Annotated in this window: 18 protein-coding genes; 5 read left to right on the top strand and 13 right to left on the bottom strand. The window is 63.0% G+C overall.

Translation table 11 applies throughout. The features are described from left to right. Window positions 1-172 precede the first annotated feature (172 nt). From AWB78_RS01760 to AWB78_RS01745, 4 genes are all read left to right on the top strand, one after another. A complete protein-coding gene (locus tag AWB78_RS01760) occupies window positions 173-1,879 on the top strand; it encodes a thiamine pyrophosphate-binding protein (RefSeq protein WP_062601610.1) in 1,707 nt (568 codons plus the stop codon). A 79-nt stretch (window positions 1,880-1,958) separates the two neighbouring features. Continuing rightward, complete coding sequence (locus AWB78_RS01755; protein WP_061158588.1) at window positions 1,959-2,222, top strand: PepSY domain-containing protein; 264 nt, start codon at window positions 1,959-1,961, stop codon at window positions 2,220-2,222. A gap of 25 nt (window positions 2,223-2,247) precedes the next feature. Continuing rightward, a complete protein-coding gene (locus AWB78_RS01750) occupies window positions 2,248-2,772 on the top strand; it encodes a cytochrome b/b6 domain-containing protein (protein WP_062601771.1) in 525 nt (174 codons plus the stop codon). A 196-nt stretch (window positions 2,773-2,968) separates the two neighbouring features. Beyond that, window positions 2,969-3,871: an NYN domain-containing protein gene (locus tag AWB78_RS01745; protein ID WP_063958918.1), complete on the top strand. Its 903-nt coding sequence runs from the start codon at window positions 2,969-2,971 to the stop codon at window positions 3,869-3,871. Window positions 3,872-3,935: 64 nt separating this feature from the next. Here AWB78_RS01745 and AWB78_RS01740 read toward each other — a convergent pair whose 3' ends face one another. The 4 genes from AWB78_RS01740 to hemE form a co-directional block, all read right to left on the bottom strand. Continuing rightward, the gene (locus AWB78_RS01740) at window positions 3,936-5,084 is read right to left on the bottom strand and encodes a branched-chain amino acid ABC transporter substrate-binding protein (RefSeq protein ID WP_062601608.1); all 1,149 of its coding nucleotides are present in this window, start codon (window positions 5,082-5,084) and stop codon (window positions 3,936-3,938) included. 100 nt (window positions 5,085-5,184) lie between these two features. Next, a complete protein-coding gene (gene putA, locus AWB78_RS01735) occupies window positions 5,185-9,120 on the bottom strand; it encodes a trifunctional transcriptional regulator/proline dehydrogenase/L-glutamate gamma-semialdehyde dehydrogenase (RefSeq protein WP_062601607.1) in 3,936 nt (1,311 codons plus the stop codon). 465 nt (window positions 9,121-9,585) lie between these two features. Beyond that, window positions 9,586-11,838 carry a primosomal protein N' gene (locus AWB78_RS01730; RefSeq protein WP_062601606.1) on the bottom strand — a complete coding sequence of 751 codons (2,253 nt, stop codon included), beginning with the start codon at window positions 11,836-11,838 and terminating at the stop codon, window positions 9,586-9,588. Window positions 11,839-12,298: 460 nt separating this feature from the next. Further along, window positions 12,299-13,396 (bottom strand): uroporphyrinogen decarboxylase, encoded by a 1,098-nt coding sequence (gene hemE / locus AWB78_RS01725; protein WP_062601769.1) that lies wholly within the window; start codon window positions 13,394-13,396, stop codon window positions 12,299-12,301. Between the two features lie 183 nt (window positions 13,397-13,579). On the opposite strand from hemE, the gene AWB78_RS01720 reads away from it, so the two are divergent. Further along, entirely contained in the window at window positions 13,580-14,419 is an 840-nt protein-coding gene (locus AWB78_RS01720) for a transporter substrate-binding domain-containing protein (protein WP_096031728.1), read from the top strand. A gap of 3 nt (window positions 14,420-14,422) precedes the next feature. On the opposite strand, the gene AWB78_RS01715 is transcribed toward AWB78_RS01720, so the two are convergent. The 9 genes from AWB78_RS01715 to atpE form a co-directional block, all read right to left on the bottom strand. Further along, entirely contained in the window at window positions 14,423-15,370 is a 948-nt protein-coding gene (locus AWB78_RS01715) for an alpha/beta hydrolase (RefSeq protein WP_062601605.1), read from the bottom strand. A 622-nt stretch (window positions 15,371-15,992) separates the two neighbouring features. Continuing rightward, window positions 15,993-17,723 (bottom strand): AMP-binding protein, encoded by a 1,731-nt coding sequence (locus AWB78_RS01710; protein WP_062601604.1) that lies wholly within the window; start codon window positions 17,721-17,723, stop codon window positions 15,993-15,995. 283 nt (window positions 17,724-18,006) lie between these two features. After that, window positions 18,007-18,432, bottom strand: coding sequence for a F0F1 ATP synthase subunit epsilon (locus tag AWB78_RS01705; protein ID WP_062601603.1), 426 nt, complete (start codon window positions 18,430-18,432; stop codon window positions 18,007-18,009). Between the two features lie 82 nt (window positions 18,433-18,514). Continuing rightward, a complete protein-coding gene (atpD, locus tag AWB78_RS01700; RefSeq protein ID WP_062601602.1) occupies window positions 18,515-19,909 on the bottom strand; it encodes a F0F1 ATP synthase subunit beta in 1,395 nt (464 codons plus the stop codon). Between the two features lie 38 nt (window positions 19,910-19,947). Beyond that, the gene (gene atpG, locus AWB78_RS01695; RefSeq protein ID WP_062601601.1) at window positions 19,948-20,832 is read right to left on the bottom strand and encodes a F0F1 ATP synthase subunit gamma; all 885 of its coding nucleotides are present in this window, start codon (window positions 20,830-20,832) and stop codon (window positions 19,948-19,950) included. Window positions 20,833-20,906: 74 nt separating this feature from the next. Then, window positions 20,907-22,448 (bottom strand): F0F1 ATP synthase subunit alpha, encoded by a 1,542-nt coding sequence (gene atpA / locus AWB78_RS01690; RefSeq protein ID WP_062601600.1) that lies wholly within the window; start codon window positions 22,446-22,448, stop codon window positions 20,907-20,909. A gap of 57 nt (window positions 22,449-22,505) precedes the next feature. Beyond that, window positions 22,506-23,048, bottom strand: a complete 543-nt coding sequence (locus tag AWB78_RS01685; protein ID WP_062601599.1) for a F0F1 ATP synthase subunit delta — start codon at window positions 23,046-23,048, stop codon at window positions 22,506-22,508. Window positions 23,049-23,050: 2 nt separating this feature from the next. Then, window positions 23,051-23,521 carry a F0F1 ATP synthase subunit B gene (locus AWB78_RS01680; RefSeq protein WP_061158602.1) on the bottom strand — a complete coding sequence of 157 codons (471 nt, stop codon included), beginning with the start codon at window positions 23,519-23,521 and terminating at the stop codon, window positions 23,051-23,053. A 134-nt stretch (window positions 23,522-23,655) separates the two neighbouring features. Continuing rightward, window positions 23,656-23,925: a F0F1 ATP synthase subunit C gene (gene atpE, locus AWB78_RS01675; protein WP_007180033.1), complete on the bottom strand. Its 270-nt coding sequence runs from the start codon at window positions 23,923-23,925 to the stop codon at window positions 23,656-23,658. Between the last annotated feature and the right edge of the window lie 88 nt (window positions 23,926-24,013).

Genomic DNA, 24,013 nt, shown 5'->3' with positions numbered 1-24,013 from the left:
GGTGAGAAAAAGGGGTATTTCGGCTGATGGAAACGCGGCGATGCGCGCCTCGGAAAAAGATTCCGCCCCGCGCTTTTCCGGACGCGCGCGCGACGGCGTAAGCTCTAGGGTCTGTTCGCCCACGATCCGGCTCGCCTCGACGCGTCCGGACATTCCAAGGAGACTTCTTCGCATGGCGTCCGCTGTCCCCACCGCGCAATCGGCATCTCCCCAAGGTCAAACCACCGGCGCGCGCCTCGTCGTCGATGCGCTCGTGCATCACGGCGTCGAACGCGTGTTCTGCGTGCCCGGCGAGAGCTTTCTCGCCGTGCTCGATTCCCTGCACGACGAAACCTCGCAGATTCAGACGATCGTCTGCCGCCACGAGGCGGGCGCGGCGAACATGGCCGAAGCCGTCGGCAAGCTGACGGGGCGGCCGGGCGTCGCGATCGTCACGCGCGGCCCCGGCGCGACGCACGCGTCGATCGGCGTGCACACCGCGTTTCAGGATTCGACACCGATGATCCTGCTCATCGGCCAATGCGCCCGCGAGCACATGGATCGCGAGGCGTTCCAGGAAATCGACTATCGGCGCATGTTCGGGCAGATGGCGAAATGGGTCGCGCAAATCGACGATCCGCGCCGCGTGCCGGAATATCTGAGCCACGCGTTTCACACGGCGACGTCGGGCCGTCCGGGTCCGGTCGTGCTCGCGCTGCCGGAAGACATGCTGACCGAAACCGTCGATGCCGCGCCGCCCGCGCCGCGCTATCAGCGCGTGGCCGCATCGCCGTCGGCGGCGCAGATCGAACGCCTGCGCGAATTGCTCGCGAGCGCGAAGAAGCCGTTCGTGATCGCGGGCGGCAGCGGGTGGACGACCGAAGCGACGCAGGATTTCGCGCGCTTCGTCGAGCAATGGAAGCTGCCCGTGGGCTGCGCGTTCCGCTATCAGGACACGCTCTCCAACGAGCATCCGAACTACGCGGGCGATGTCGGCCTCGGCATCAATCCGGCGCTCGCCGCGCGCGTGCGCGACGCCGACGTGCTCTTCGTGCTCGGCCCGCGCATGGGCGAATCGACGACGGGCGGCTACACGCTGCTCGACATCCCGAAGACGAAGCAGACGCTCATCCACGTGCATCAGGGCGCGGAGGAGCTCGGGCGTGTGTATAACGCGGATTTGCCGATCGTCTCGGGCATGCCGGAAATCGTGTCGATGCTCGCCGCGCTGACGCCGCCCGCGAACATCGCGTGGGGCGGCGAAGTCGAGGCCGCGCGCGCCGCGTACCTCGAATGGCGCAAGCCGCGCCCGATGCTCGGCGACGTGCAGCTCGGCGAGATCATGCGTCAGCTCGCGGAGACGATTCCCGCCGATTCGATCCTCACGAACGGCGCGGGCAATTACGCGACGTGGCTGCATCGGCACTATTCGTATCGGCACTTCCGTTCGCAGGTCGCGCCGACGAGCGGTGCGATGGGCTATGGCGTGCCCGCCGCGATCGCCGCGAAATCGCTTTATCCGGAGCGCACGGTGATCGCGTTCGCGGGCGACGGCTGCTTCATGATGTCGAGCCAGGAAATCGCCACGGCCATGCAATATCGGTTGCCGGTGATTTTCATCGTCGTGAACAACGCGCAGTACGGCACGATCCGCATGCATCAGGAGCGCCATTACCCGAATCGCGTGCACGGGACCGGGCTCACGAATCCGGACTTCGTCGCCTATGCGCGCGCGTTCGGCGCGCATGGCGAGCTCGTCGAGACGACCGATCAGTTCATGCCCGCGTTCGAGCGCGCGCGCAATTCCGGTCTGCCGGCGTTGATCGAAATCCGCATTCCGCAGGATCAGAGCACACCGGGCGCGACACTTGAACAAATTCGCCAGCAAGGCAAGGGCTAAGCGACAAACTTTCAATCTTCTTGCGGCGCACTCCCGGTGGCAGTAGAGTAGCCAGTCCGAAAACTACTGGGAGTTAGCGATGCTGAAGGTTCTGGCTTTGTCGTTGGCATTGGGTTTCTCGGGTGCGGCGTTCGCGAAGGCGGACTGCACGGCGCACCCGAAGAGCGAATGGATGAAGGAATCGGACGCCAAGGCGCAGCTCGAAGCGCAGGGCTACAAGATCCGCAAGTTCAAGGTCGACGGAAACTGCTACGAAATCTACGGCCACGACAAGGACGGCAAGAAGGTCGAGATTTATTACGACACGAAGACGCTGGCCGTCGTGAAGTCGGAAGTCGAGTAAGCCCGCTGGCTTTCCGCTCATGACGATGCCCGTGAAAGTCTGGGATGTCTGGGTGCGGCTCACGCACTGGATGGTTGCGGGCATCGTCTTGTGGAATCTGTTCGGACCAACGGATTCCACGCACCGGCTGCTCGGGTATGTCGCAGCCGGGCTCGTCGTGGCGCGCATCGCGTGGGGCTTCGTCGGATCGCGGTCGGCGCGCTTCTCCGCGTGGTGGCCGACGCCCTCGCATCTCATCGACTATCTCCGGTCGCTGGTTGCGGGCAAACCGCTGCATCATCTCTCGCACAATCCGCTCGGCGGGTTGATGGCGCTCTTCCTGTGGCTCCTGATTCTCGGGCTCGCGGTGTCGGGCTGGATCATGCGCCTCGACGCGTTCTGGGGCGAAGAGTGGCCGCAGGAGATTCACACGTGGCTTTCCATCGCGGTCGAGGTTTGCGTCTGCGTACACATCGCCGCGGCGGTGTTGATGAGTTTCTGGACGCGGGAAAATCTTATTCGGGCGATGGTGACCGGCTATAAACGCCGGAATGCAACGCCGAAAAGTTGATTATTCATAGAAGTTTTCTGATGATTATCTGCCGGCAGACGTAGATCTTTGCCGATCCGCCCTATTTATTCTCCCAAAATCGTACTCGGCCGATTATTTGGCATCTCTTAGTATTGATTTCGTCTCCGTCAATCGCCAATATTTGCGCTGCTCCCTGGAGGAGCATGTTCCTTGGCCTCATTCGACGTATCAGGCAATGTCAAAACTTACGAGACGATTCATCAGGGTCGGCGTGTTCTATGACGGCAACTATCTCGACCTTGTCCGAAAGTACTACATGCACCAACACAAGAAGAACGCGTGGATTTCCGTGCGCGGGCTTCACGAATACATCCGCTATAAATTCGCCAGCGAGGAAGGCGTAGGTTCGGCTGATTGCCAGATCACCGAAGCGCATTATTTTCGCGAGCGATTCTCCGCTCAGCAAAGCATCGAGAAAGCATCCGAGACGCTATACAACGAACGCGTCCTGGACGACATCCTGATGAAAGAGCGTGTCACCACGCATTACTTGCCGGTGAATTTCGCAGGCAAGGAAAGCAGCATCGATGTATGGCTCGCGCTCGACGCGTTCGATATGGCTGTGCATCAACGGTTCGACGTCATCGCGCTCATCGCCGGTGACGCCGCTTATATCCAGCTCGCGCGCAAGCTCAAGGCACTCGGCATGCCTGTGCTGGTGCTCGGCTGGACCTTCGCCTACGACGCGGCAAGCGGAGAGCAGAAAGGCACGCGGCCGAGCCAGTTGCTCCTGAATGAGGCGAAGTATCCGGTCATGATGTCGGACGTGATCGACCGGATGGACAGCGCGCAGGGAGAGGAAAAAGAAGCGTTGAGCTTGCTGTTTCAGCGCCGCAAGACCGCGGCGCAAGCCATCGGCGCAGAACACGATGACGACTGGAAAGTCGGCACCATCGCCCACGTGCAAAACGGATACGGGTTCATCACGCCGGAGGGCGCCAGGGAAAACCTGTTTTTCTATTGCTCGGCATTGGTCGACACCGATTTCGACGAACTCTACAAAGGCATGGAAGTGAGCTTCCTGAAAGGCATGGGGCACAAGGGCCCGGCCGCGGTCAAGGTCCGGACGGCCCCATGACAAACGGCCCGGCCGCAAACGCGAACCGGGCCGTTGGAATCAAGCCTGCGATCGCAGGCTCGCGTTACTTGCCGCCCACGCTCTGCAGCGTCGTCCACTTCCCGCCGACGACCTTGTACAGCGTAATGCCGCCGTTCTTCAGATCGCCCTTCGAGTCGTACGACAGGTGCTTCGCCGTCACGCCCTGCATGTCGGTCTTCGCGAGGAACGGCAGGTACTTCGCCGGATCCGTCGAGTTGGCCGCCTTCATCGCGGTGAACATCGCCATTGCGCCGTCGTAGGCGTACGGCGAGTAGGTCTGCACGTCTTCGTTGAAGCGCTTCTTGTACTTCGCCGAGTAGTCGGCGCCGCCCGGCATTTCGTCCATCGGCAGGCCGGCGAGCGATGCCACCGTGCCGTCAGCCGCGTCGCCCGCGATCTTCAGGAAGGTGTCCGTCTTCACCATTTCGCCCGCCATCAGCGGTGCGCGGAAGCCGAGCGTCTTCATTTGCTTGACCATCGGGCCGGCTTGCGAATCGGCGCCGCCGTAGTACACGAGGTCCGGGTTCGTCGACTTGATCTTGGTCAGAATCGCCTTGAAGTCCACGGCCTTGTCGTTCGTGAACTCGCGCACGACGATCGTGCCGCCCGCTGCCTTCGCCGCCTTCTCGAACTGGTCGGCGAGACCCTGGCCGTAAGCCGTGCGGTCATCGACGATCGCGATCTTCTTGACCTTCAGGTTCTTCACCGCGAACTCGCCCGCGACCGAGCCTTGCTGCGTGTCGGAGGTCATCATGCGGAAGGCCGTCTTGAAGCCTTGCGTCGTGTATTCGGGCGCCGTCGCCATCGCGATTTCGGGGATGCCCGCGTTCGCGTAGATGCGCGAAGCCGGGATCGTCGTACCCGAATTGAAGTGGCCGAGCATGCCCTTGATGCCGTCATCGACGAGGCGCTGCGCGACGGTCGTGCCCGTGCGCGGGTCGGCCTGGTCATCGGCCGAGTTCAGCACGATGCGAACCGGCTTGCCGCCGATCACCGGCTTCGTTGCGTTGAAATCTTCGACGGCGAGCGTGATGCCGTTCTGCATGTCCTTGCCGTAGTGCGCCTGCGCGCCGGTCAACGGTCCTGCGTAACCAACCTTCACGTCCTCGGCTTGCTGCGCAACAGCGGTCCCCGCGACCGACAGGCCGGCGAGCGTCATGGCTACTGCCAGCTTGGTCATCGTGTGCTTCATAGCTTCTCCTGGTTCCAGTGTGGATGGCAGCTTGTGCCGGGATCGCCGCGCCCGCTGCCGCTTGTTTGAATTCGTTTGTATCGAGCGCTCGAGCGATAACTCAACCGATCGTCATCAAATTCGCATTACCGCCCGCCGCCGCCGTGTTCACGCTCACCGAGCGTTCCGTCAGCAGCCGTTCGAGCGCGTAGTCTTCGCCGTCGTGGCCGGCGTCGGCGAACGCTCCCGCAGCCACGCCCTGCACCGATACGATCGGTCCCGGACGCTTCGCGACTTCCTTCACGAGCGACATCAGTTCATCGCTGTCGCCTTCGAACAGCACGGCGTCGAAGTCGGCATTGACGTCGGCCGCCTTCTTCACGAACGCGAACGGCTTGAGCGATGCCGGCAGCGATGCCGCCAGCTGCTCGCCCGCCGAGCCCGAGAACAACGCCTTGTTGCCCGTCGCGAGCACGGCGGCCAGTTGCGCACGCGCCCCGCTCGCCGTCGCCGCCACGCACAGCACCGTGCCGCGCGCGCCGAGCGTGTAGGTGTTGCGCTCGCCCGTCGGACCGTTCAGCACCGCCGTCGCGCCCGCCATCACGTGCTGCAGATAGCCGTCGCAACGCGCGGCCGTCTGCGGATCGCGTTCGCCGATCGCCCAGTCGCGCAACGCGGTGAGCGCCGCGGCGGGCGTGTCCTTCGACGCGGCCTGATCGACCACGAGCGTGCTCGCGAGCGACTTCGGCAAGCCGGTCGGGCGCTTCGCCAGCAGACGCTGCAAATACAGCGCGCCGCCCGCTTTCGGACCCGTGCCCGACAGCCCTTCGCCGCCGAACGGCTGCACGCCGACGACCGCGCCGATCACGTTGCGGTTCACGTAGATGTTGCCCACGTGCGCCCGCGCGATCACATGCGCGATGGTTTCGTCGATGCGCGTATGGATGCCGAGCGTCAATCCGTAACCGGTCGAGCGAATTTGGTCGAGGAGTTTATCAAGGTTCGAACGACGGTAACGCACCACATGGAGCACAGGGCCGAACACTTCGCGCTTCAGCTCGTCGATGCTGTCGAGCTCGATGAGCGTCGGCGGCACGAACGTGCCTTGCGCGCAGTTGTCGGGCAGCGGCAGCTGCGTGACGTTGCGGCCCTTGTCGCGCATCCCGGCGATATGCGCATCGATGCCGCGCTTCGCGTCGCTGTCGATCACCGGGCCGACGTCCGTCGACAGGCGATCCGGATTGCCGACCGCGAGCTGGTTCATCGCGCCGGTCAGCATTTCGAGCGTGCGATCGGCGACGTCGTCCTGCAGGCACAGCACGCGCAACGCCGAGCAGCGCTGGCCGGCCGAATCGAACGACGACTGCAGCACGTCCGCGACGACTTGCTCCGCGAGCGCCGACGAATCGACGATCATCGCGTTCTGGCCGCCGGTTTCGGCGATCAGCGGAATCGGGCGGCCATCCGGATCGAGGCGCTCCGAGAGCGTCTTGTTGATGAGGCGCGCGACTTCCGTCGAACCGGTGAACATCACGGCGCGCGTGCGCGGATCGGCGACCAGCGCGGCGCCCACGGTTTCGCCGTTGCCCGGCAGCAGTTGCACCGCGCCCGCGGGCACGCCCGCTTCGCGCAGAATGCGCACGGCTTGCGCGGCGATCAGCGGCGTCTGCTCGGCGGGTTTCGCGAGCACCGGATTGCCCGCCGCGAGCGCGGCGGCGACCTGACCCATGAAGATCGCGAGCGGGAAGTTCCACGGGCTGATGCACACGACCGGACCGAGCGGACGATGCGTATCGTTCGAAAACTCGGCGCGAATCTGCGACGCGTAGTAGCGCAGGAAATCGATGGCCTCGCGAATTTCCGCGATCGCGTTCGGCAGCGACTTGCCCGCTTCGCGCACGACGAGGCCCATCAGCGTGTGCATCTGCGCTTCGAGCAGATCGGCGGCGCGCGCGAGGCAATCGGCGCGATCTTCGACGGGCGTCGCCTGCCAGATCGGCGCGGCGGCGACCGCATTCGCGATCGCGGCGCTCACCTGCTCCGACGATGCTTCCACGACCGTGCCGACGAGATCGCGCAGATCCGACGGATTGCGCACGTCGCGCGCGATGCCGTTGCCGACGGCGCCGCCTTCGAGCATCGGCTCCGCGCGCCACGGATGATTCCCGCTCGCGAGCAGCGCCGACGACAGCGACGCCAGACGATGCTCGTTCGAGAGATCGAGGCCCATCGAGTTGGAGCGCTCGTTGCCGTAGAGCTGACGCGGCAGCGGAATCTTCGCGTGCGGCGCGCCGAGCGGCGTGATCAGCTGCGCTTCGTCGATCGGATCGCGCACGAGCTCCTTCACCGGAACGGATTCATCGGCGATGCGGTTCACGAACGACGTGTTCGCGCCGTTCTCCAGCAGGCGGCGCACGAGATACGCAAGCAGCGTTTCGTGCGTGCCGACCGGCGCATACACGCGGCACGGACGGTTCAGCTTGTCGCGCCCGGTCACTTCTTCATAGAGCGGCTCGCCCATGCCGTGCAGGCACTGGAACTCGTACTGGCCGGGATAGTAGTTCTGTCCCGCGAGGTGATAGATCGCGGAAAGCGTGAACGCGTTGTGCGTCGCGAATTGCGGATAGACGGCATCCGGCGCGCCGAGCAGCTTCTTCGCGCACGCGAGGTACGAGATGTCGGTGTAGATCTTGCGCGTGTAGACCGGATAGCCTTCGAGGCCATCGACTTGCGCGCGCTTGATTTCGGTGTCCCAGTACGCGCCCTTCACGAGGCGGATCATCAAGCGATGACGGCTGCGGCGCGCGAGATCGATCAGATAGTCGATCACGAACGGGCAGCGCTTCTGATAACCCTGCACCACGAAGCCGATGCCGTTCCAGCCCGCGAGCTCCGGATCGAAGCACAGCGCTTCGAGCAGATCGAGCGAGAGTTCGAGACGATCGGCTTCTTCGGCGTCGATGTTCAAACCGATGTCATAACGGCGCGCCAGTTGCGCGAGTGAGCGCACGCGCGGCAGCAGCTCGTTCATCGTGCGCTCCTGCTGCGCGCGCGAGTAACGCGGATGCAGCGCGGACAGCTTGATCGAAATGCCCGGGCCTTCGTAGATGCCGCGCCCGCCCGCCGCCTTGCCGATCGCGTGGATCGCCTGCTCGTAGGACGCGTAGTAGCGCTGCGCGTCTTCTTCCGTCGTCGCGGCTTCGCCGAGCATGTCGTAGGAGTAACGGAAACCGCGCGCCTCGTACTTGCGGCTGTTCGCGAGCGCTTCGGAAATCGTCTCGCCGGTGACGAACTGTTCGCCCATCAGGCGCATCGCCATGTCGACGCCCTTGCGGATCAGCGGCTCGCCGCCCTTGCCGATCAGACGCGTCAGCGCCGACGACAGACCCGCTTCGCTGTTCGTCGTCACGAGCTTGCCGGTGATCATCAGGCCCCACGTCGCCGCGTTCACGAACAGCGACGGCGCCTGGCCCATGTGCGATTTCCAGTCACCCTTGCTGATCTTGTCGCGGATCAACGCGTCGCGCGTGGCGCGGTCGGGAATGCGCAGCAGCGCTTCGGCGAGGCACATCAGCGCGACGCCTTCCTGGCTCGACAGCGAGAACTCGTGGATCAGGCCTTCGACGCCGCCGCCCGAGCTCTTCGCGCGCAGCGCTTCGACGAGCTTCGTCGCGAGCTTTTCGGTTTCGGCGGCGACAGTCGCGGGCAGGCGCGCCTGGCCGATCAGGAACGGCACGCACTCCGGTTCGGGCCGGCGATACGCCGCCGTGATCGCCGCGCGCAGCACGGACTGCGGCTGCACGTTCTGCGCGAAATCGAGGAAAGGATGCGGCGCGCCGTCCTCGTCGCCATCGACGGGAGCGGCGTCGGCCAATTCGGACGAGCCGTTCGCACCCGACAACTCGGGCGGAAGCTGGCCGTGCTCGATGCGCTCGAGGTAGGCGAAGATCGCCTGCTTGATCAGCCAGTGGGGAGTGCGCTCGAGGCGCGTCGCGGCATCTTTCAGCCGGGAACGCAGCAGATCGTCGACTTTGACGCCTAGGGTTGTGCTCGCCATATTTCCTTCGTTTGCCGGTCGTGCCCACCCGGCCAAAGACCAAAAAGTTGGCGAATCGTACTCCGCTGATATAAAAGGTGCAACCGAGATTTTCGCTATGGTTGCACCGTCATGAAACCCTTATAGGACAAGGCTTTGCGCGGTGCGCCGCCAGTCGGCCAATCGGGGTGAGCGCCTAGTATTTTCCCTTAGTCCGAATTTTTTTGAGACGAGCCCTAAGCAAACTGCCGGATGCCGCCGATATAAACGCAACGCGCCGCCCATGGCGCTGCATTCGCGGTCGACGCGCCGCGGTTTCGGGGAGAGCAACGAGCATGAGCACTTGGATGGTGGTGACCGGGGTTTGGGCGATGTTGGCGGGTTGCGCTGTGTTGTTCGTGCGGGGCGCTTCGCTGCGTCATCGTCGGATGGAGGACGCTTACGGAGACCTCGACGCGCCCGCGCCGATGCTTGACGCGCCTGAAGTCAAACGTCCAGCGGATCGACTTCGACATTCCAGCGCAGCACGCCCCTGAGCGAGCGCAGCACCGGCTGCCACGCGCGCAGCGACGCCTGAAGCGCGGCCCGCGACGCGCTTTCCAGCAACAACTGCGCGCGATGGACGTTGAACACTTTCACGATGGTGAGCGGCACCGCGTCATAGACGGTCACGCGGTCCGCGCCTGGCAACGGAGCGAAGGCCGCCGCCGCTTCGGCCAGAAAATCGAGCGCGGCTTCCAACGTGCGGCCCTCGGCGCGCAGCATCGCCTGATAGACGAACGGCGGTAGACGCGCGTCGCGCCGTTCGGCGAGCGTCGAGTTGGCGAAACCGACGTAATCCTGCCGCGATAGCGCCTGATAGAGTGCGTGACGCGGATAGCGCGTCTGGATCATCACTTCGCCGGGCAGGCCCGCGCGTCCCGCGCGGCCGCTCACCTGCGTCAGTTGCGCGAAGAGCCGTTCGCTTGCGCGGAAATCGTGCGAGAAGAGCGCGGTGTCGGCATTGAGCACGCCGACGAGCGTCACGCGGCGGAAATCGTGGCCTTTCGCGATCATCTGCGTGCCGACGAGAATATCGACTTCGCCCGCGTGCACGTCGGAAAAGAGCGCCTGCGCGCTGCCCTTGCGACGCGTGCTGTCGGCGTCGATACGCAACACGCGTGCGCCGGGCACCACGCTAGCGAGCGTTTCCTCGACGCGCTGCGTGCCGCGGCCCATCGGCGCGATGTCGATGTTGCCGCAATCCGGGCAGGACTTCGGAATGCGCGACTCCCATCCGCAGTGATGACAGCGCAGCGCGCGTTCCGGTTTGTGAAGCACCGCGTAGGCACTGCAACGCGGACAGCCGGCGACCCAGCCACAGGCGTCGCAGGACAGGATTGGCGCATAGCCGCGCCGGTTCAGGAACACGAGACTTTGCTCGCCGCGCTCGACGCGCATCTTCAAGGCGGCGATGAGCGGCCCCGCCAGCCCGTCGACGGACGCGCGGCCGCGCCGTCGCTCCTCTTCCAGGTCGATGAGCCGCACCGCCGGCAACGCGGCTTCCGCGACGGCGCGGCGCGTGAGCGTCAGCCGCGTGTAGCGCCCCTGTTCCGCCTGCCACCAGGTTTCGAGCGACGGCGTCGCCGACCCGAGCACGACGGGAATATCCAGTTGCTTCGCCCGATAGATCGCCAGATCGCGCGCGGAATAGCGCAGGCCTTCCTGCTGCTTGTAGGCGGGATCGTGCTCTTCATCGACGACGATCATCGCGAGCGTTGGCATCGACGCGAGGATCGCGAGGCGCGTGCCGAGCACGATGCGCGCGCTGCCCGTGTGCGCGGCGAGCCAGTTTCGCGCGCGTTCGCCTTCGGCCAGTCCGCTGTGCATCGTGACGATGGAGCCGTCCGCGAGCGCTGCGAAACGTGCGCGGAACGCGGCCTCGAACTGCGGCGTCAGGTTGATTTCGGGAACGAGGACGAGCGCCTGAGCATCGGGCCGCGCGGCGAGCAAAGCGGCGAGCGCGTGCAGATAGACCTCCGTCTTGCCGCTGCCCGTCACGCCGTGCAACAGAAACGGCGCGAAGCCTTGCGCGCCGGAGATGGCCTCGACGGCTTCGCGCTGTTCGTCGGTCAGCACCGGCAACGGCGCGGCGCCGGTCGGGGCGGCGAGCGTTTGTGCGGCCGCGTCGTGTTCGGCGGCGTCCGGTGTCGCAAGCTCGATCCAGCCGCGCGCGAGCCAATCGTCGAATGTCGCGCCTGCTTTCGGATGCAGCGCGCGGGCATCGGAGAGACCGAGCGACGGCTGATCCGCGAGCGCCTCGGCCAGACGGCGCAACGCGCTGGCGCGCGCGGGCAATTCATCGGGGAGACGCGCGCGTCCCTCCGGCAACAAGCGATAGCGCGGCTCGACAGCGAAAAGACGCTCCCAGCGCGATGCGTCGCGCAACGCCTGGGGCAGCGCCGGCAACGCGACTTCCCCCAGGCCGCGCTGATAGTAATCAGCGGCGAAACTCGCAAGCGCGATCCAGGCTTCGGCGAGCGGCGCGCATCGATCGCCGAGTGCGATGACGTTGCGCAGCTTGTCGGCGGGCACGTCGCTCGACGCGGTGATTTCGCAGATCAGCCCGACGACTTCGCGCCGTCCGAACGGCACGAGCACCAGCATGCCGACGGCCGGCGCGGCCGGCAGCGCATAGCGGTAGTCGAACAACACCGGCATCGGCTGGTCGACGGCGACGCGCACGAAGACATTCGTCATCGTCCATCGCTCCATGGACAGCGGCTTGACATGCGCGCGGGCTTCAGCCGGACGAAGTTAAAGTTAAACATCAGAATCGCCTGTAAACCGCCGATTATTTTTGGTTTTCCGATGCTTTCCACAGGCCTGTGGATAACTTTGTTGAGAAGTGCGTCCGAGTGCGCGCCAAACACTGTCAGGAAAGCCTTATGTGCGCCAGCCCACATATCGGGCGAAGCAGTCTAAATTCGTTAAAAATCATTGACTTGCAGCACACATAGCGCCACGTTATTGGTTGCCCGCGGCCATACGTCTGATGGCGCGCCGCAGCGAACAAAATGTGTATAAGTTCAGTCTTGACATCGCAGCGCTCCACCAGAGACGGGCGATCCGGACAGAATGCTCCCGCCCCGGATACGCCGCGCTGGCGCGTCGAGGTTGCGCCGCAGCATGCGTCCGTAACGCCGGCTTTCGTACGCGCTCAGCGCGCAGGTTGCCCGGCCCGCATGGCGCGGCTGTGCCGATGGACTTCGTCGACGAGCTCCGCGACGTGCTCCGGCGGTGTGAACTGCGAGATGCCGTGGCCCAGATTGAAGACATGGCCCGGAAAATTCCCGAAGCTTTCCAGTACGGCCCGCGCTTCGGTGCGGATGGCGGCAGGCGGCGCGAACAGCACGCTCGGATCGATATTTCCCTGCAGCGCGACGCGCGAGCCGACGCGTTCCCGTGCCTTGCCGAGATTCATCGTCCAGTCGAGTCCGACCGCATCGACGCCCGTTGCGGCAATTTCCTCGATCCACAGCCCGCCGCCCTTCGTAAAGGTGATGACAGGCACGCGTTCGCCGTCATGCTCGCGCTTGAGACCCGCAACCACCTTCGCGATGTATTCGAGCGAGAAGCGCTGATACGCGCCATCGGCGAGTGCGCCGCCCCATGTATCGAAGATCATCACGGCCTGCGCGCCGGCTTCGATCTGCGCGGTCAGATACGCGGTCACGGCTTGCGCGTTCACGTCGAGGATGCGGTGCATCAGGTCCGGACGCGCATAAGCCATCGATTTGACCGTGCGATGATCGTCCGAGCCGCCGCCTTCGACCATGTAGCACGCGAGCGTCCACGGACTGCCCGAGAAACCGATCAGCGGCACTTTCTGGCGGCCTTGCGCGTCCGTGAGCGCGCGGCGTATCTGACTCACGGCGTCGGTGACGTAGGACAGCGTCGCGCCGATATCCGGCACTGCGAGGCGCTTCACGTCGTCTTCCGTGCGCACGGTGCGCTCGAAACGCGGACCTTCGCCCTGGACGAAGTTCAGGCCGAGGCCCATCGCGTCGGGGACGGTGAGGATATCGGAAAAGAGGATGGCGGCGTCGAGCGGAAAGCGTTCGAGCGGCTGGAGCGTCACTTCGGTCGCGTAGTCCGGATTCTTCGCGAGGCCGAGAAAACTGCCCGCGCGGGTGCGCGTGGCGTTGTACTCCGGCAAATAGCGTCCTGCCTGGCGCATCAGCCAGATCGGCGTGTAGTCGGTCGGCTGGCGCAGGAGCGCGCGCAGGAAGGTGTCGTTCAGAAGAGTGTGTGCCACGTCGCTCGATGCTGAAGGCAAAGAATCATCCATTCTACCGGAGCGGCCGGGCGTTTTCGTTGACTGAGCCCGGCAATTCGGGAAGTCTCATGCATCGCGGCCTATGCTGTTTGACCGAGTGTTCAGACACCCAAAGGCCTCGTTATGATCCACGGGCCGATACAACAAAAACCAGGAGAATCGATGCAACGCAAGTCTGTGAGTCTCGCCGCCTCTGCCTTTGCCATGTCGCTCGCGCTCGCGAACGTCGCGCAGTCTCAGACGATTCAGGCCGGAACGGTCGCGGGCACGAAGCCCGCCGCGTCCGCACCCGTCGCAACGGCTTCGCGGCTCGACGATGTTCTCGCGCGGCACACGCTACGCGTCTGTACGACGGGGGACTACAAACCGTATTCCTTCCTGCGGCCGGACGGGCAATTCGAGGGCATCGATATCGACCTCGCGGAGAGTCTCGCGAAATCGCTCGGGGCGAAGGCGGAGTACGTGAAGACGTCGTGGTCGAATCTGATGAACGATTTCATCGCGAAATGCGATATCGCCGTGGGCGGCGTCTCGACCACGCTCGAGCGGCAGAAGCGCGCGTTCTTCACGGAGCCGTATATGGAAGACGGCAAAACGCCCATCGTGCGCTGCGACGATGTGGAGAAGTATCAGACCGTCGCGCAGATCGATCAGCCTAACGTGCGCACCATCGTCAATCCGGGCGGCACCAACGAACGCTTCGCGAAGCAGTTCTTTTCGCACTCGCAGCTGATCGAGTATCCGGACAACGTGACGATCTTCAAGCAGATCCTCGAAGGCAAGGCCGACGTGATGGTCACGGACGCATCGGAAACGCTGCTCCAGCAGAAGCTCAATCCGGGCCTGTGCTCGGTGCATCCGGACAAGCCGTTTCAGTTCGGCGAGAAGGCGTATCTGCTGCCGCGCGGCGATGTGCCGTTCCAGCAGTATGTCGATCAGTGGCTGCATCTCGCCCGGTCGACGGGCGAGTTTCAGGCCGTGTACGACAAGTGGTTGAAGTAGCGCTCAGCGTTCGGCGCGCACGAGTTCGCCCGTGCGCTCGCCGATATCGCGCAGCCAGCCCAGCGCAACCTCCGATTGCGCATGCATGCGCCCGAACCCGTGCGTCATGTTTCGGGCGTCGATCATTTCCACCCGGCCGCCGTTGGCTTCCAGGAAACGCTTGAGCTCGATGGCGTCGTCATAGAGCGGGTCGTAGGCGGCCGCGACAACGAGCGCGGGCGCCGGCGTGCGCTCGAACGGCTCGGAGAGCGGGAACGCGCGCGCGTCGTGTTCATGCGGCGTCGCACCGGACAGGAACTGCGTCCAGTACCACTTCATTTCCGCGTTCGTGAGGCCCGGGCCGTTCGCGTTCGCGATGCAACTGGGGCTTTCGAACTGGCGCCGCATCACCGGGTAAAGCAGCAGTTGCAAGCTGACGAGGCCAGCCACGCGTTGATTCGCGCCGCGCGCCGCGACGACCGACAAATGCGCGCCCGCGCTGTCCCCGCCGACGGCAAGCCGGTCTGTCGCGAAACCAAGCCGCGAACGATGCTCCGCGAGCCAGATCAACGCGTCGAGCGCGTCTTCGCACGGCGCGGGAAACGGATGCTCCGGCGCGAGCCGGTAATCGACGCTCACCACCGCGCATTGCGAATCCTGCGCGAGCCGCTCGACGAGACCGTCGTGCGTATCGAGATCACCGACCACCCAGCCGCCGCCATGGAAGTACACAAGGAGCGGCAGCGGACCCGGCGCGGCTTTAGGCTTGTAGACGCGCGCGCCGAGCGTGCGGCCTTCGAGCGGAATTTCGATGTTCTCCGCCGTTACCGCGTCGCCGCGGTCCCGGGCGTACGCTTTGGCCACGTTGCTGAAGCGGTCTCGCACGGCTCGCGCGTCCGCATCAGATCCGAGAGCAGGAAAAGCCTCGTCCACGGCGCGGTAATATCGGAGCAAGGCTGCGTCGATGGTCATGCGTGTCTCCATGATGTCTTTTGATTGAATACTTGGTCGCGACGCGCAGTTGCGCATCGATTTCATGCATCCGCACGTTCGATTTTGCCGAAAAATTAGAATAATCGCACTAGCCCGAAAATCGCGATTTATCACTGAGATCAGGCCGATCGGATAATTGATCTGAATAACAGACAATATATCCGTGCAAATCGGAGGAATCGCGCGAGAAAATTTCCTCTGAGCCTTGTGTGACGCGGGTTACAACCTGAAACACTTTGTTACGGCGACCCGGAATCAATTCGCCCACAATCTGTTGAAACGGTTTCAACACGGATGTATTTGGGCGCGCTGTGCGTAAGCCGCGTGATCCGATGGCCGACTTTGGTCGAAGCTCTCTGTAAGGGGCATCCGTGTTGGGATCGTTCTTCGAATGAAAGGCATTCGAAACATCCCACGATTGGTCTCCTCGCGCTAACCCCGTAGCGTGTGGTTTTTAGCGGGCTCCAGGCCCGCTTTTTTTTCGCCCAGACAAACGTTTGCGCTATTTGGAAGCCCAAGGCGCGATCATTGCATTCGATGCTAAAAAGGGAGCGCCGCGGCGCTCCCTTTGTCGTTTTGCCTTCTCTGCCCGGCTTCAGCCTCAGGCCGTCTTCGCCTCGGCGAGCTTCAACTCATCGATCATGCGTGCGCGCATCACGAACTTCTGCGCCTTGCCGGTGACGGTCATCGGCAGTTCGTCGACGAAACGGATATAGCGCGGAATCTTGTAGTGCGCGATCTGCCCCTGGCAAAACTCGCGGATCTCCGCCTCGCTTGTCTGCTCGCCCGGCCGCACGACGATCCACGCACAGACTTCCTCTCCGTATTTCTCGTCCGGCACGCCGAATACCTGAACGGACTGCACCTTCGGATGGCGGAACAGAAATTCCTCGATCTCGCGCGGATAGATGTTCTCACCGCCGCGAATCAACATGTCCTTCAGGCGCCCGACGATATTGCAATAGCCTTCGGCGTCGAGCGTCGCGAGGTCGCCGGTGTGCATCCAGCCGTCGACGATCGCCTCGCGCGTCTTGGCGTCGTCGCTCCAATAGCCTTTCATCACCGAGTAACCGCGCGTGCAGAGTTCGCCCGTCTCGCCGACGGGCACGATGTTGCCCGACGGATCGACGATCTTCACCTCGAGGTGCGGCTGAATACGTCCGACGGTCGTCGTACGCTTGTCGAGCGGATCGGTCGTCGAGCTCTGGAACGACACCGGGCTCGTCTCCGTCATGCCGTATGCGATCGTCACCTCGCTCAGATGCATCTTCGAGACGACGCGCTTCATCGTTTCGATCGGGCACGGCGAGCCCGCCATGATGCCCGTGCGCAGGCGGGTCAGGTCGTACTTCGCGAAGTCGGGATGATCGAGCTCGGCGATGAACATCGTCGGCACGCCGTGGAGCGCGGTGCATTTTTCCTCGTGGACGGCGGCGAGTGTCGCGCCGGGGTCGAACGCCTCGCCCGGAAAGACCATCGCGCAGCCGGTCGATACGCATGCCAGCACGGCCAGCACCATGCCGAAGCAGTGATACAGCGGCACAGGAATGCAGAGCGAATCCTGCTCGGTGAGGCGCATCGCCATCGCGATGTAGCGCGCGTTGTTGACGATGTTCCGATGCGTGAGCGTCGCGCCTTTCGGATTGCCGGTCGTGCCGCTCGTGAACTGAATGTTGATGGGATCGTCCGGACCGAGCTTCGCTTCGAGCGCGTCGAGCTTCGCGCTATCGGCTTGCGTGCGGCCGGTGTGCATCACATCGCCGAAATTGAGCATGCCGGACGTTTTGCCGTCGCCCATGCGGATCACCGCGCGCAGTTCCGGCAGCTTGGCCGCGTGCAGCGCGTTCGGTTCAGAGGAAGCCAGCTCGGGCGCGAGCGCCTGCAACATCTCCAGATACTTCGAGGTCTTGAACTGTTCGGCCGCGATGATCGCCTTGCAGCCGACCTTGTTCAGCGCATATTCGAGCTCCGCCAGGCGATACGCCGGGTTGATGTTCACCAGCACCGCGCCCATGCGCGCGGTGGCGAACTGCGTGAGCAGCCATTCGGCGCGATTCGGCGACCAGATTCCGACGCGATCGCCCGGTTGAATACCGAGCGCGAGCAGGCCGCTCGCCAATACGTCGACTTCGTTCGCGAACTCGCGCCACGTCCAGCGGATGTTCTGCTCGCGAAACACGACCGCGGGGCGATCGGGGAACCGCCCGGTAGTGTCGAGAAGAAACCGCGAAACGGTCGCGTCGCTCAACGGAATGTCGGTCGCGCCGCGAACATAGGAAATACCGTCGCGCGGTTCGATCTGCGCGCCGGCCTGCGTCGGTTCAGTTGCCATCGATGGTCTCCGCCAATGTGAATCGCTGCCCGATGTAGGCTAAATGGAGGCCATTGTGCAACGCGAGACGCGCGTGGGCATTGAGTGTTTCCCCGCAATGCTGATTGGAGTCAATCGCCGAAAATCGCGGCGAATCAAAGCTTTACCCGATATCGACAGGACAGCCACATAACCGATATGCAGATATGCCTGCGCGATTTGCCGATTTGGAGCATAAAAAAAAGCAGCCCGAAGGCTGCTTTTTTTTTGAACTGCTGAACGCCGCGTGGCGCGCATCACACGCTCAGTGCTTCGCGTGCGCCTTGCGCAGACGCTGGATCGCCGCGAGCTGAGCCGTCGCGTATGCGAGTTCCGCTTGCGCGGTCGCGTACTCGAGTTCCGACTTGTTGTCCTGAATCGCTTCCTCGGCGCGCTTCTTCGCCTGCTCGGCCTTCGCCTCGTCGAGATCGGCGCCGCGGATGGCGGTGTCGGCGAGAACGGTCACGACGCCCGGCTGGATTTCGAGAATCCCGCCTGCGACGAACACGAACTCTTCCGAACCGTCTTCCGCCTCGATGCGCACCGCGCCCGGACGAATGCGCGTGATGAGCGGCGTGTGACCCGGCAGAATGCCCAGCTCACCCGCCTCGCCCGGCAGCGCGACGAACTTCGCCTGGCCCGAGAAGATTTCCTCTTCCGCGCTGACGACGTCTACCTTGATGGTTGCCATATATGTCGACTCCTGTCGTCGTCAGTGTCATTCGTGGACGCCAGCGCGATGCGTTGGCGTCCGCCTGAAAAACACCCGACCTTTACTGGATCTTCTTGGCCTTTTCGAAGGCTTCGTCGATCGTGCCGACCATGTAGAACGCCTGCTCCGGCAGATGATCGCATTCACCTTCGACGATCATCTTGAAGCCGCGAATGGTTTCCTTCAGCGGCACGTACTTGCCCGGCGAGCCCGTGAACACTTCAGCGACGTGGAACGGCTGCGACAGGAAACGCTGGATCTTACGAGCGCGCGAGACCGACAGCTTGTCTTCCGGCGACAGTTCGTCCATGCCGAGAATTGCGATGATGTCGCGCAATTCCTTGTAGCGCTGCAGCGTCTGCTGCACGCCACGCGTGATCGTGTAGTGCTCTTCGCCAATCACGTGCGGGTCGATCTGACGCGAGGTCGAATCGAGCGGGTCCACTGCCGGATAGATACCCAGCGAAGCGATGTCACGCGACAACACGACGGTTGCGTCCAGGTGGCCGAAGGTCGTAGCCGGCGACGGGTCGGTCAAGTCGTCCGCAGGAACGTACACGGCCTGGACCGACGTAATCGAGCCGGTCTTGGTCGACGTAATACGCTCTTGCAGCTTGCCCATTTCTTCAGCCAGCGTCGGCTGATAGCCCACTGCCGAAGGCATACGGCCGAGCAGAGCGGACACTTCCGTACCCGCCAGCGTGAAACGATAGATGTTGTCGACGAAGAACAGCACGTCGAGGCCTTCGTCACGGAAGTGCTCAGCCATCGTCAGACCGGTCAGCGCGACGCGCAGACGGTTGCCCGGCGGCTCGTTCATCTGGCCGTACACCAGCGCGACCTTGTCGAGAACGTTCGAGTCCTTCATTTCGTGATAGAAGTCGTTCCCTTCACGGGTACGCTCACCCACGCCCGCGAACACGGAGTAACCGCCGTGCTCCTTCGCGATGTTGTTGATGAGTTCCATCATGTTCACGGTCTTGCCCACGCCTGCACCGCCGAACAGACCCACCTTGCCGCCCTTCGCGAACGGGCAGATCAGGTCGATAACTTTGATGCCAGTTTCGAGCAGTTCGGTCGACGGCGACAGGTCTTCGAACGAAGGCGCGTTCTGGTGGATCGAGCGCATCGTTTCCGATTCGATCGGACCGGCTTCGTCGATCGGACGGCCGAGCACGTCCATGATGCGGCCCAGAGTCGGCTTGCCAACCGGCACGCTGATGGGCTTGCCCGTGTTCTTGACCATCGTGCCGCGGCGCAGACCGTCGGATGCACCCAGACAGATGGTGCGGACCACGCCGTCGCCCAGCTGCTGCTGGACTTCGAGCGTCAGTTCGGTGCCTTCCAGAATGAGCGCGTCGTAAATCTTCGGCATTTGCGCGCGCGGGAATTCCACGTCGATAACGGCGCCGATGCACTGTACGATCTTGCCTTCTACCAAAGCAGTAGTACTCATCGCATTTCCTTTAGATACTGTGTTCTTTCACGCGGCCGTCAGACCGCTGCGGCGCCGCCGACGATTTCCGACAATTCTTTCGTAATCGCGGCCTGGCGGCTCTTGTTGTAGACGAGCTGCAGTTCGTTGATCACTTGCTTTGCGTTGTCGGACGCGGCCTTCATCGCGACCATGCGCGCGGATTGCTCCGACGCCATGTTTTCCGCGACCGCCTGATAGACGAGCGCCTCGACGTAGCGGACAAGAAGCTCGTCCACCACGGTCTGCGCGTCCGGCTCGTAGATGTAATCCCACGAAGTCTTCGGCGTCGCGCCGTCATCTTCCTTCGCGTGGAGATCATCCACCGACAACGGCAGCAGTTGCTCGATCACCGCTTCCTGCTTCATCGTGTTGATGAAGCGCGTGTACGCCAGGTACACCGCGTTGATCTTGCCTTCCGAATACAGGTCGAGCTGCACCTTGATCGCGCCGATCAGCTTTTCCAGATGCGGCGTGTCGCCCAGTTGCGTGACTTGCGACACGACCTTGGCCTTCAGGCGATTCAGGAAGCCGAGTCCCTTGCTGCCGATCGCCGAAGCTTCGATCTGCACACCGCTCTGATCGAGTTCCTTGATCTTGCTCAGCGACGCACGCAGGATGTTCGTGTTCATGCCGCCGCACAGACCCTTGTCGGTCGTGACGAGGATCAGGCCGGCCGTCTTCACGCCCTCGTTCTTCAACATGAACGGGTGACGATACTCGGGGTTCGCCGCGCTCATGTGCGAAGCGATTGCGCGGACCTTGTCGGCATACGGACGGGCGGAACGCATACGCTCCTGGGCGCGGCGCATCTTCGATGCGGCGACCATTTCCATCGCTTTCGTGATCTTGCGCGTGTTCTGCACGCTCTTGATCTTGCCGCGAATTTCCTTCATTCCAGCCATTGCTTACTCCTTGATCGAAGCCGCGCGATGTTGCATTTTCAACGCCGACATCGCGCGTTGCTCCTCTATCCCGATCAATAAGCGCCCGACTTCTTGAAGTCCTTCAGCGCGGCATGCAGTGCGCCTTCGTCGTCCTTCGACAAGTCTTTATTGTCTTCGATGCGCTTCACCAGGTCGGCGTGCTTCGTCTTCAGGAATTCGCGCATGCCCTTTTCAAACGGCAGCACTTGCGAGACTTCCAGATCGTCGAGGTAACCGTTGTTGGCCGCGAACAGCGCAACCGACAATTCCCACACTTGCAGCGGCTGATACTGCGGCTGCTTCAGCAGTTCCGTCACGCGGCGGCCGCGCTCGAGCTGCTTGCGGGTGGCTTCGTCGAGGTCCGACGCGAACTGCGCGAACGCAGCCAGTTCACGATACTGCGCGAGGTCGGTACGGATACCGCCCGACAGCTTCTTCACGACCTTGGTCTGAGCCGCACCACCGACGCGCGACACGGACACGCCGGCGTTAATAGCCGGACGGATACCCGCGTTGAACAGGTCGGTTTCAAGGAAGATCTGGCCGTCGGTAATCGAGATCACGTTCGTCGGAACGAACGCGGTCACGTCGCCGGCTTGCGTTTCGATGACCGGGAGTGCCGTCAGCGAGCCGCTCTTGCCCTTCACTTCGCCGTTGGTGAACTTCTCGACGTACTCTTCCGAGACGCGCGCAGCACGCTCGAGCAGACGCGAGTGGAGATAGAACACGTCACCCGGATACGCTTCGCGGCCCGGCGGACGGCGCAGCAGCAGCGAGATCTGGCGATACGCCCACGCTTGCTTGGTCAAGTCGTCATAGACGATCAGCGCGTCCTGGCCGCGATCGCGGAAGTATTCGCCCATCGTGCAGCCGGCGTACGGCGCGAGGTATTGCATCGCGGCCGATTCCGAAGCCGAAGCGGCCACGACGATGGTGTACGCCATCGCGCCGGTTTCTTCGAGCTTGCGCACCACGTTCATGATCGACGAAGCCTTCTGGCCGATCGCGACGTAGATACAGATGAGGTCCTTGCCCTTCTGGTTGATGATCGCGTCGACGGCCACCGCGGTCTTGCCGCACTGACGGTCGCCGATGATCAGCTCACGCTGGCCACGGCCGATCGGCACCATCGAGTCGATCGACTTCAGACCCGTTTGCACCGGCTGCGACACCGACTTACGCCAGATCACGCCCGGAGCGATCTTTTCGATCGCGTCGGTCATCTTCGCGTTGATCGGGCCCTTGCCGTCGATGGGGTTGCCCAGCGCGTCGACCACGCGGCCGACCATTTCCGGACCCACCGGCACTTCGAGAATGCGGCCCGTCGTCTTGACGATGTCGCCTTCCGAGATGTGCTCGTACTCACCGAGAATAACGGCGCCGACCGAGTCACGTTCGAGGTTCAGCGCGAGGCCGAACGTGTTGCCCGGGAATTCGAGCATTTCGCCCTGCATCACGTCCGACAGGCCGTGGATACGCACGATACCGTCGGTCACGGAGATCACGGTGCCCTGGTTGCGAACGTCCGCGCTCGCTTCAAGGCCCTGGATCCGGCTCTTGATCAGCTCGCTGATCTCAGAGGGATTGAGTTGCATTATTCGCTCCTGATAGTCAATTCTGTTGCGTGCCAGCTAGGCGCTTCTCTTGAAGCGTCAGGCGGTCAGAGCCGTCTGCATGCTGGCGAGGCGCGCGCGGACCGAGGTATCGAGCACTTCGTCGCCAACCGTCACGCGAACGCCGCCGATCAGCGACTGATCGACCGAGACGATCGGTTTCAGCTTGCGCTCGAACTTGCGTTCGAGGCTTGCAACGAGGTCGTTCAACTGTTCGCCTTCGAGGGGGAACGCGCTCACGATGTGAGCATCGGCAGCACCTTCACGGGCGTTCTTCAACTCGTCGAACTGGACGGAGATTTCCGGCAGCAGCGACAGGCGATGGTTTTCCACCAGCATGCCGACGAAGTTCTTCGCTTGGGGCTGGCCTTGCGCGAGCGGCGACTTCACTGCGGCGAGCAGGAGATCGACGACTTGCTGACGGCTCACCTTCGGGCTCGAGGCGACCGATTCCACTTCGGGCAGACGCGCAACCTGAGCCAGCTCGCCGACGAAGGTGGACCAGCCCGCGAGATCGCCGGTTTCGGCCACGCGGAACAGCGCTTCTGCGTAAGGACGAGCGATGGTTGCAAGTTCGGCCATGATCAGAGCTCGGTTTTGAGTTGATTCAGCAGATCGGCGTGAGCCTTCTGATCGACTTCGCGCTTCAGAATTTGCTCGGCGCCCTTCACAGCCAGCGCCGCGACTTCGGCACGCAACGATTCGCGCGCCTTCACGATTTGCTGGTCGGCATCAGCCTTGGCTTGCGCGATGATGCGCGCGGCTTCGGCCTGAGCATTGGCCTTGATTTCTTCTGCGACTGCGGCGGCACGCTTTTCAGCGTCGGCGATGCGTTGCTGGCCGTCGTTGCGCGCTTGTGCGAGCTCCTGGTCGACGCGCTTGTGCGCTGCTTCGAGTTCCGCTTTGCCCTTGTCGGCGGCGGCGAGGCCGTCGGCAATCTTCTTCGAGCGCTCGTCGAGGGCGTTGATCAACGGCGGCCACACGAACTTCATCGTGAACCACGCGAGGATCAGAAACACGACCATTTGCGCAAACAGGGTTGCGTTGAGATTCACGGTGTTTCCTTAAACGTTGCTTGATCGGAGGGGAAACGGTTAAAAGGCGCTCATCGGCTTGTTGAGCTCGATCAGCGCCTCACCCGTTCCGTTCTGGCGTCTTTAAAAAGTCAGACGCACACTTCCGAGGAACCTCAGCCTGCGAGCTTCGAGAGCAGCGGGTTCGCGAACGCAAACAGCATTGCCACACCGACGCCGATCAGGAACGCCGCGTCGATCAGACCAGCCAGCAGGAACATCTTGGTCTGCAGCGGGTTCATCAGTTCCGGCTGGCGGGCGCACGCTTCAATGTACTTGCCGCCCATCAGACCGATACCGATACAGGCGCCGATTGCACCCAGGCCGATGATGATGCCGATACCGATGGCGGTCAGACCCTGGATGTTGGCGATGAAAGCTTGCATGATCACTCCTTTGATTAAAGACTTTGGAACTGGATTTATAAAAAACGAAAAACCTAAAACCTGAACGATTCCGGAACGTGCCGCAACG

Source organism: Caballeronia calidae, from assembly GCF_900044055.2.
GTDB lineage: Bacteria > Pseudomonadota > Gammaproteobacteria > Burkholderiales > Burkholderiaceae > Caballeronia > Caballeronia calidae.
Note: the sequence above shows the minus strand (reverse complement) of the source record. Positions and strands in the feature narration are given on the sequence as shown.

Bases quoted from the DNA above. Each gene is read 5' to 3' on its own strand.
- AWB78_RS01740 (WP_062601608.1), bottom strand. From the start codon at position 5,084: ATGAAGCACACGATGACCAAGCTGGCAGTAGCCATGACGCTCGCCGGC.
- putA (WP_062601607.1), bottom strand. From the start codon at position 9,120: ATGGCGAGCACAACCCTAGGCGTCAAAGTCGACGATCTGCTGCGTTCC.
- AWB78_RS01715 (WP_062601605.1), bottom strand. From the start codon at position 15,370: ATGACCATCGACGCAGCCTTGCTCCGATATTACCGCGCCGTGGACGAG.
- atpD (WP_062601602.1), bottom strand. From the start codon at position 19,909: ATGAGTACTACTGCTTTGGTAGAAGGCAAGATCGTACAGTGCATCGGC.
- atpA (WP_062601600.1), bottom strand. From the start codon at position 22,448: ATGCAACTCAATCCCTCTGAGATCAGCGAGCTGATCAAGAGCCGGATC.
- AWB78_RS01710 (WP_062601604.1), bottom strand. From the start codon at position 17,723: ATGGCAACTGAACCGACGCAGGCCGGCGCGCAGATCGAACCGCGCGAC.
- AWB78_RS01745 (WP_063958918.1), top strand. From the start codon at position 2,969: ATGTCAAAACTTACGAGACGATTCATCAGGGTCGGCGTGTTCTATGAC.
- AWB78_RS01750 (WP_062601771.1), top strand. From the start codon at position 2,248: ATGCCCGTGAAAGTCTGGGATGTCTGGGTGCGGCTCACGCACTGGATG.
- AWB78_RS01705 (WP_062601603.1), bottom strand. From the start codon at position 18,432: ATGGCAACCATCAAGGTAGACGTCGTCAGCGCGGAAGAGGAAATCTTC.
- AWB78_RS01730 (WP_062601606.1), bottom strand. From the start codon at position 11,838: ATGACGAATGTCTTCGTGCGCGTCGCCGTCGACCAGCCGATGCCGGTG.
- AWB78_RS01760 (WP_062601610.1), top strand. From the start codon at position 173: ATGGCGTCCGCTGTCCCCACCGCGCAATCGGCATCTCCCCAAGGTCAA.
- AWB78_RS01755 (WP_061158588.1), top strand. From the start codon at position 1,959: ATGCTGAAGGTTCTGGCTTTGTCGTTGGCATTGGGTTTCTCGGGTGCG.
- atpE (WP_007180033.1), bottom strand. From the start codon at position 23,925: ATGCAAGCTTTCATCGCCAACATCCAGGGTCTGACCGCCATCGGTATC.
- atpG (WP_062601601.1), bottom strand. From the start codon at position 20,832: ATGGCTGGAATGAAGGAAATTCGCGGCAAGATCAAGAGCGTGCAGAAC.
- AWB78_RS01720 (WP_096031728.1), top strand. From the start codon at position 13,580: ATGCAACGCAAGTCTGTGAGTCTCGCCGCCTCTGCCTTTGCCATGTCG.
- AWB78_RS01685 (WP_062601599.1), bottom strand. From the start codon at position 23,048: ATGGCCGAACTTGCAACCATCGCTCGTCCTTACGCAGAAGCGCTGTTC.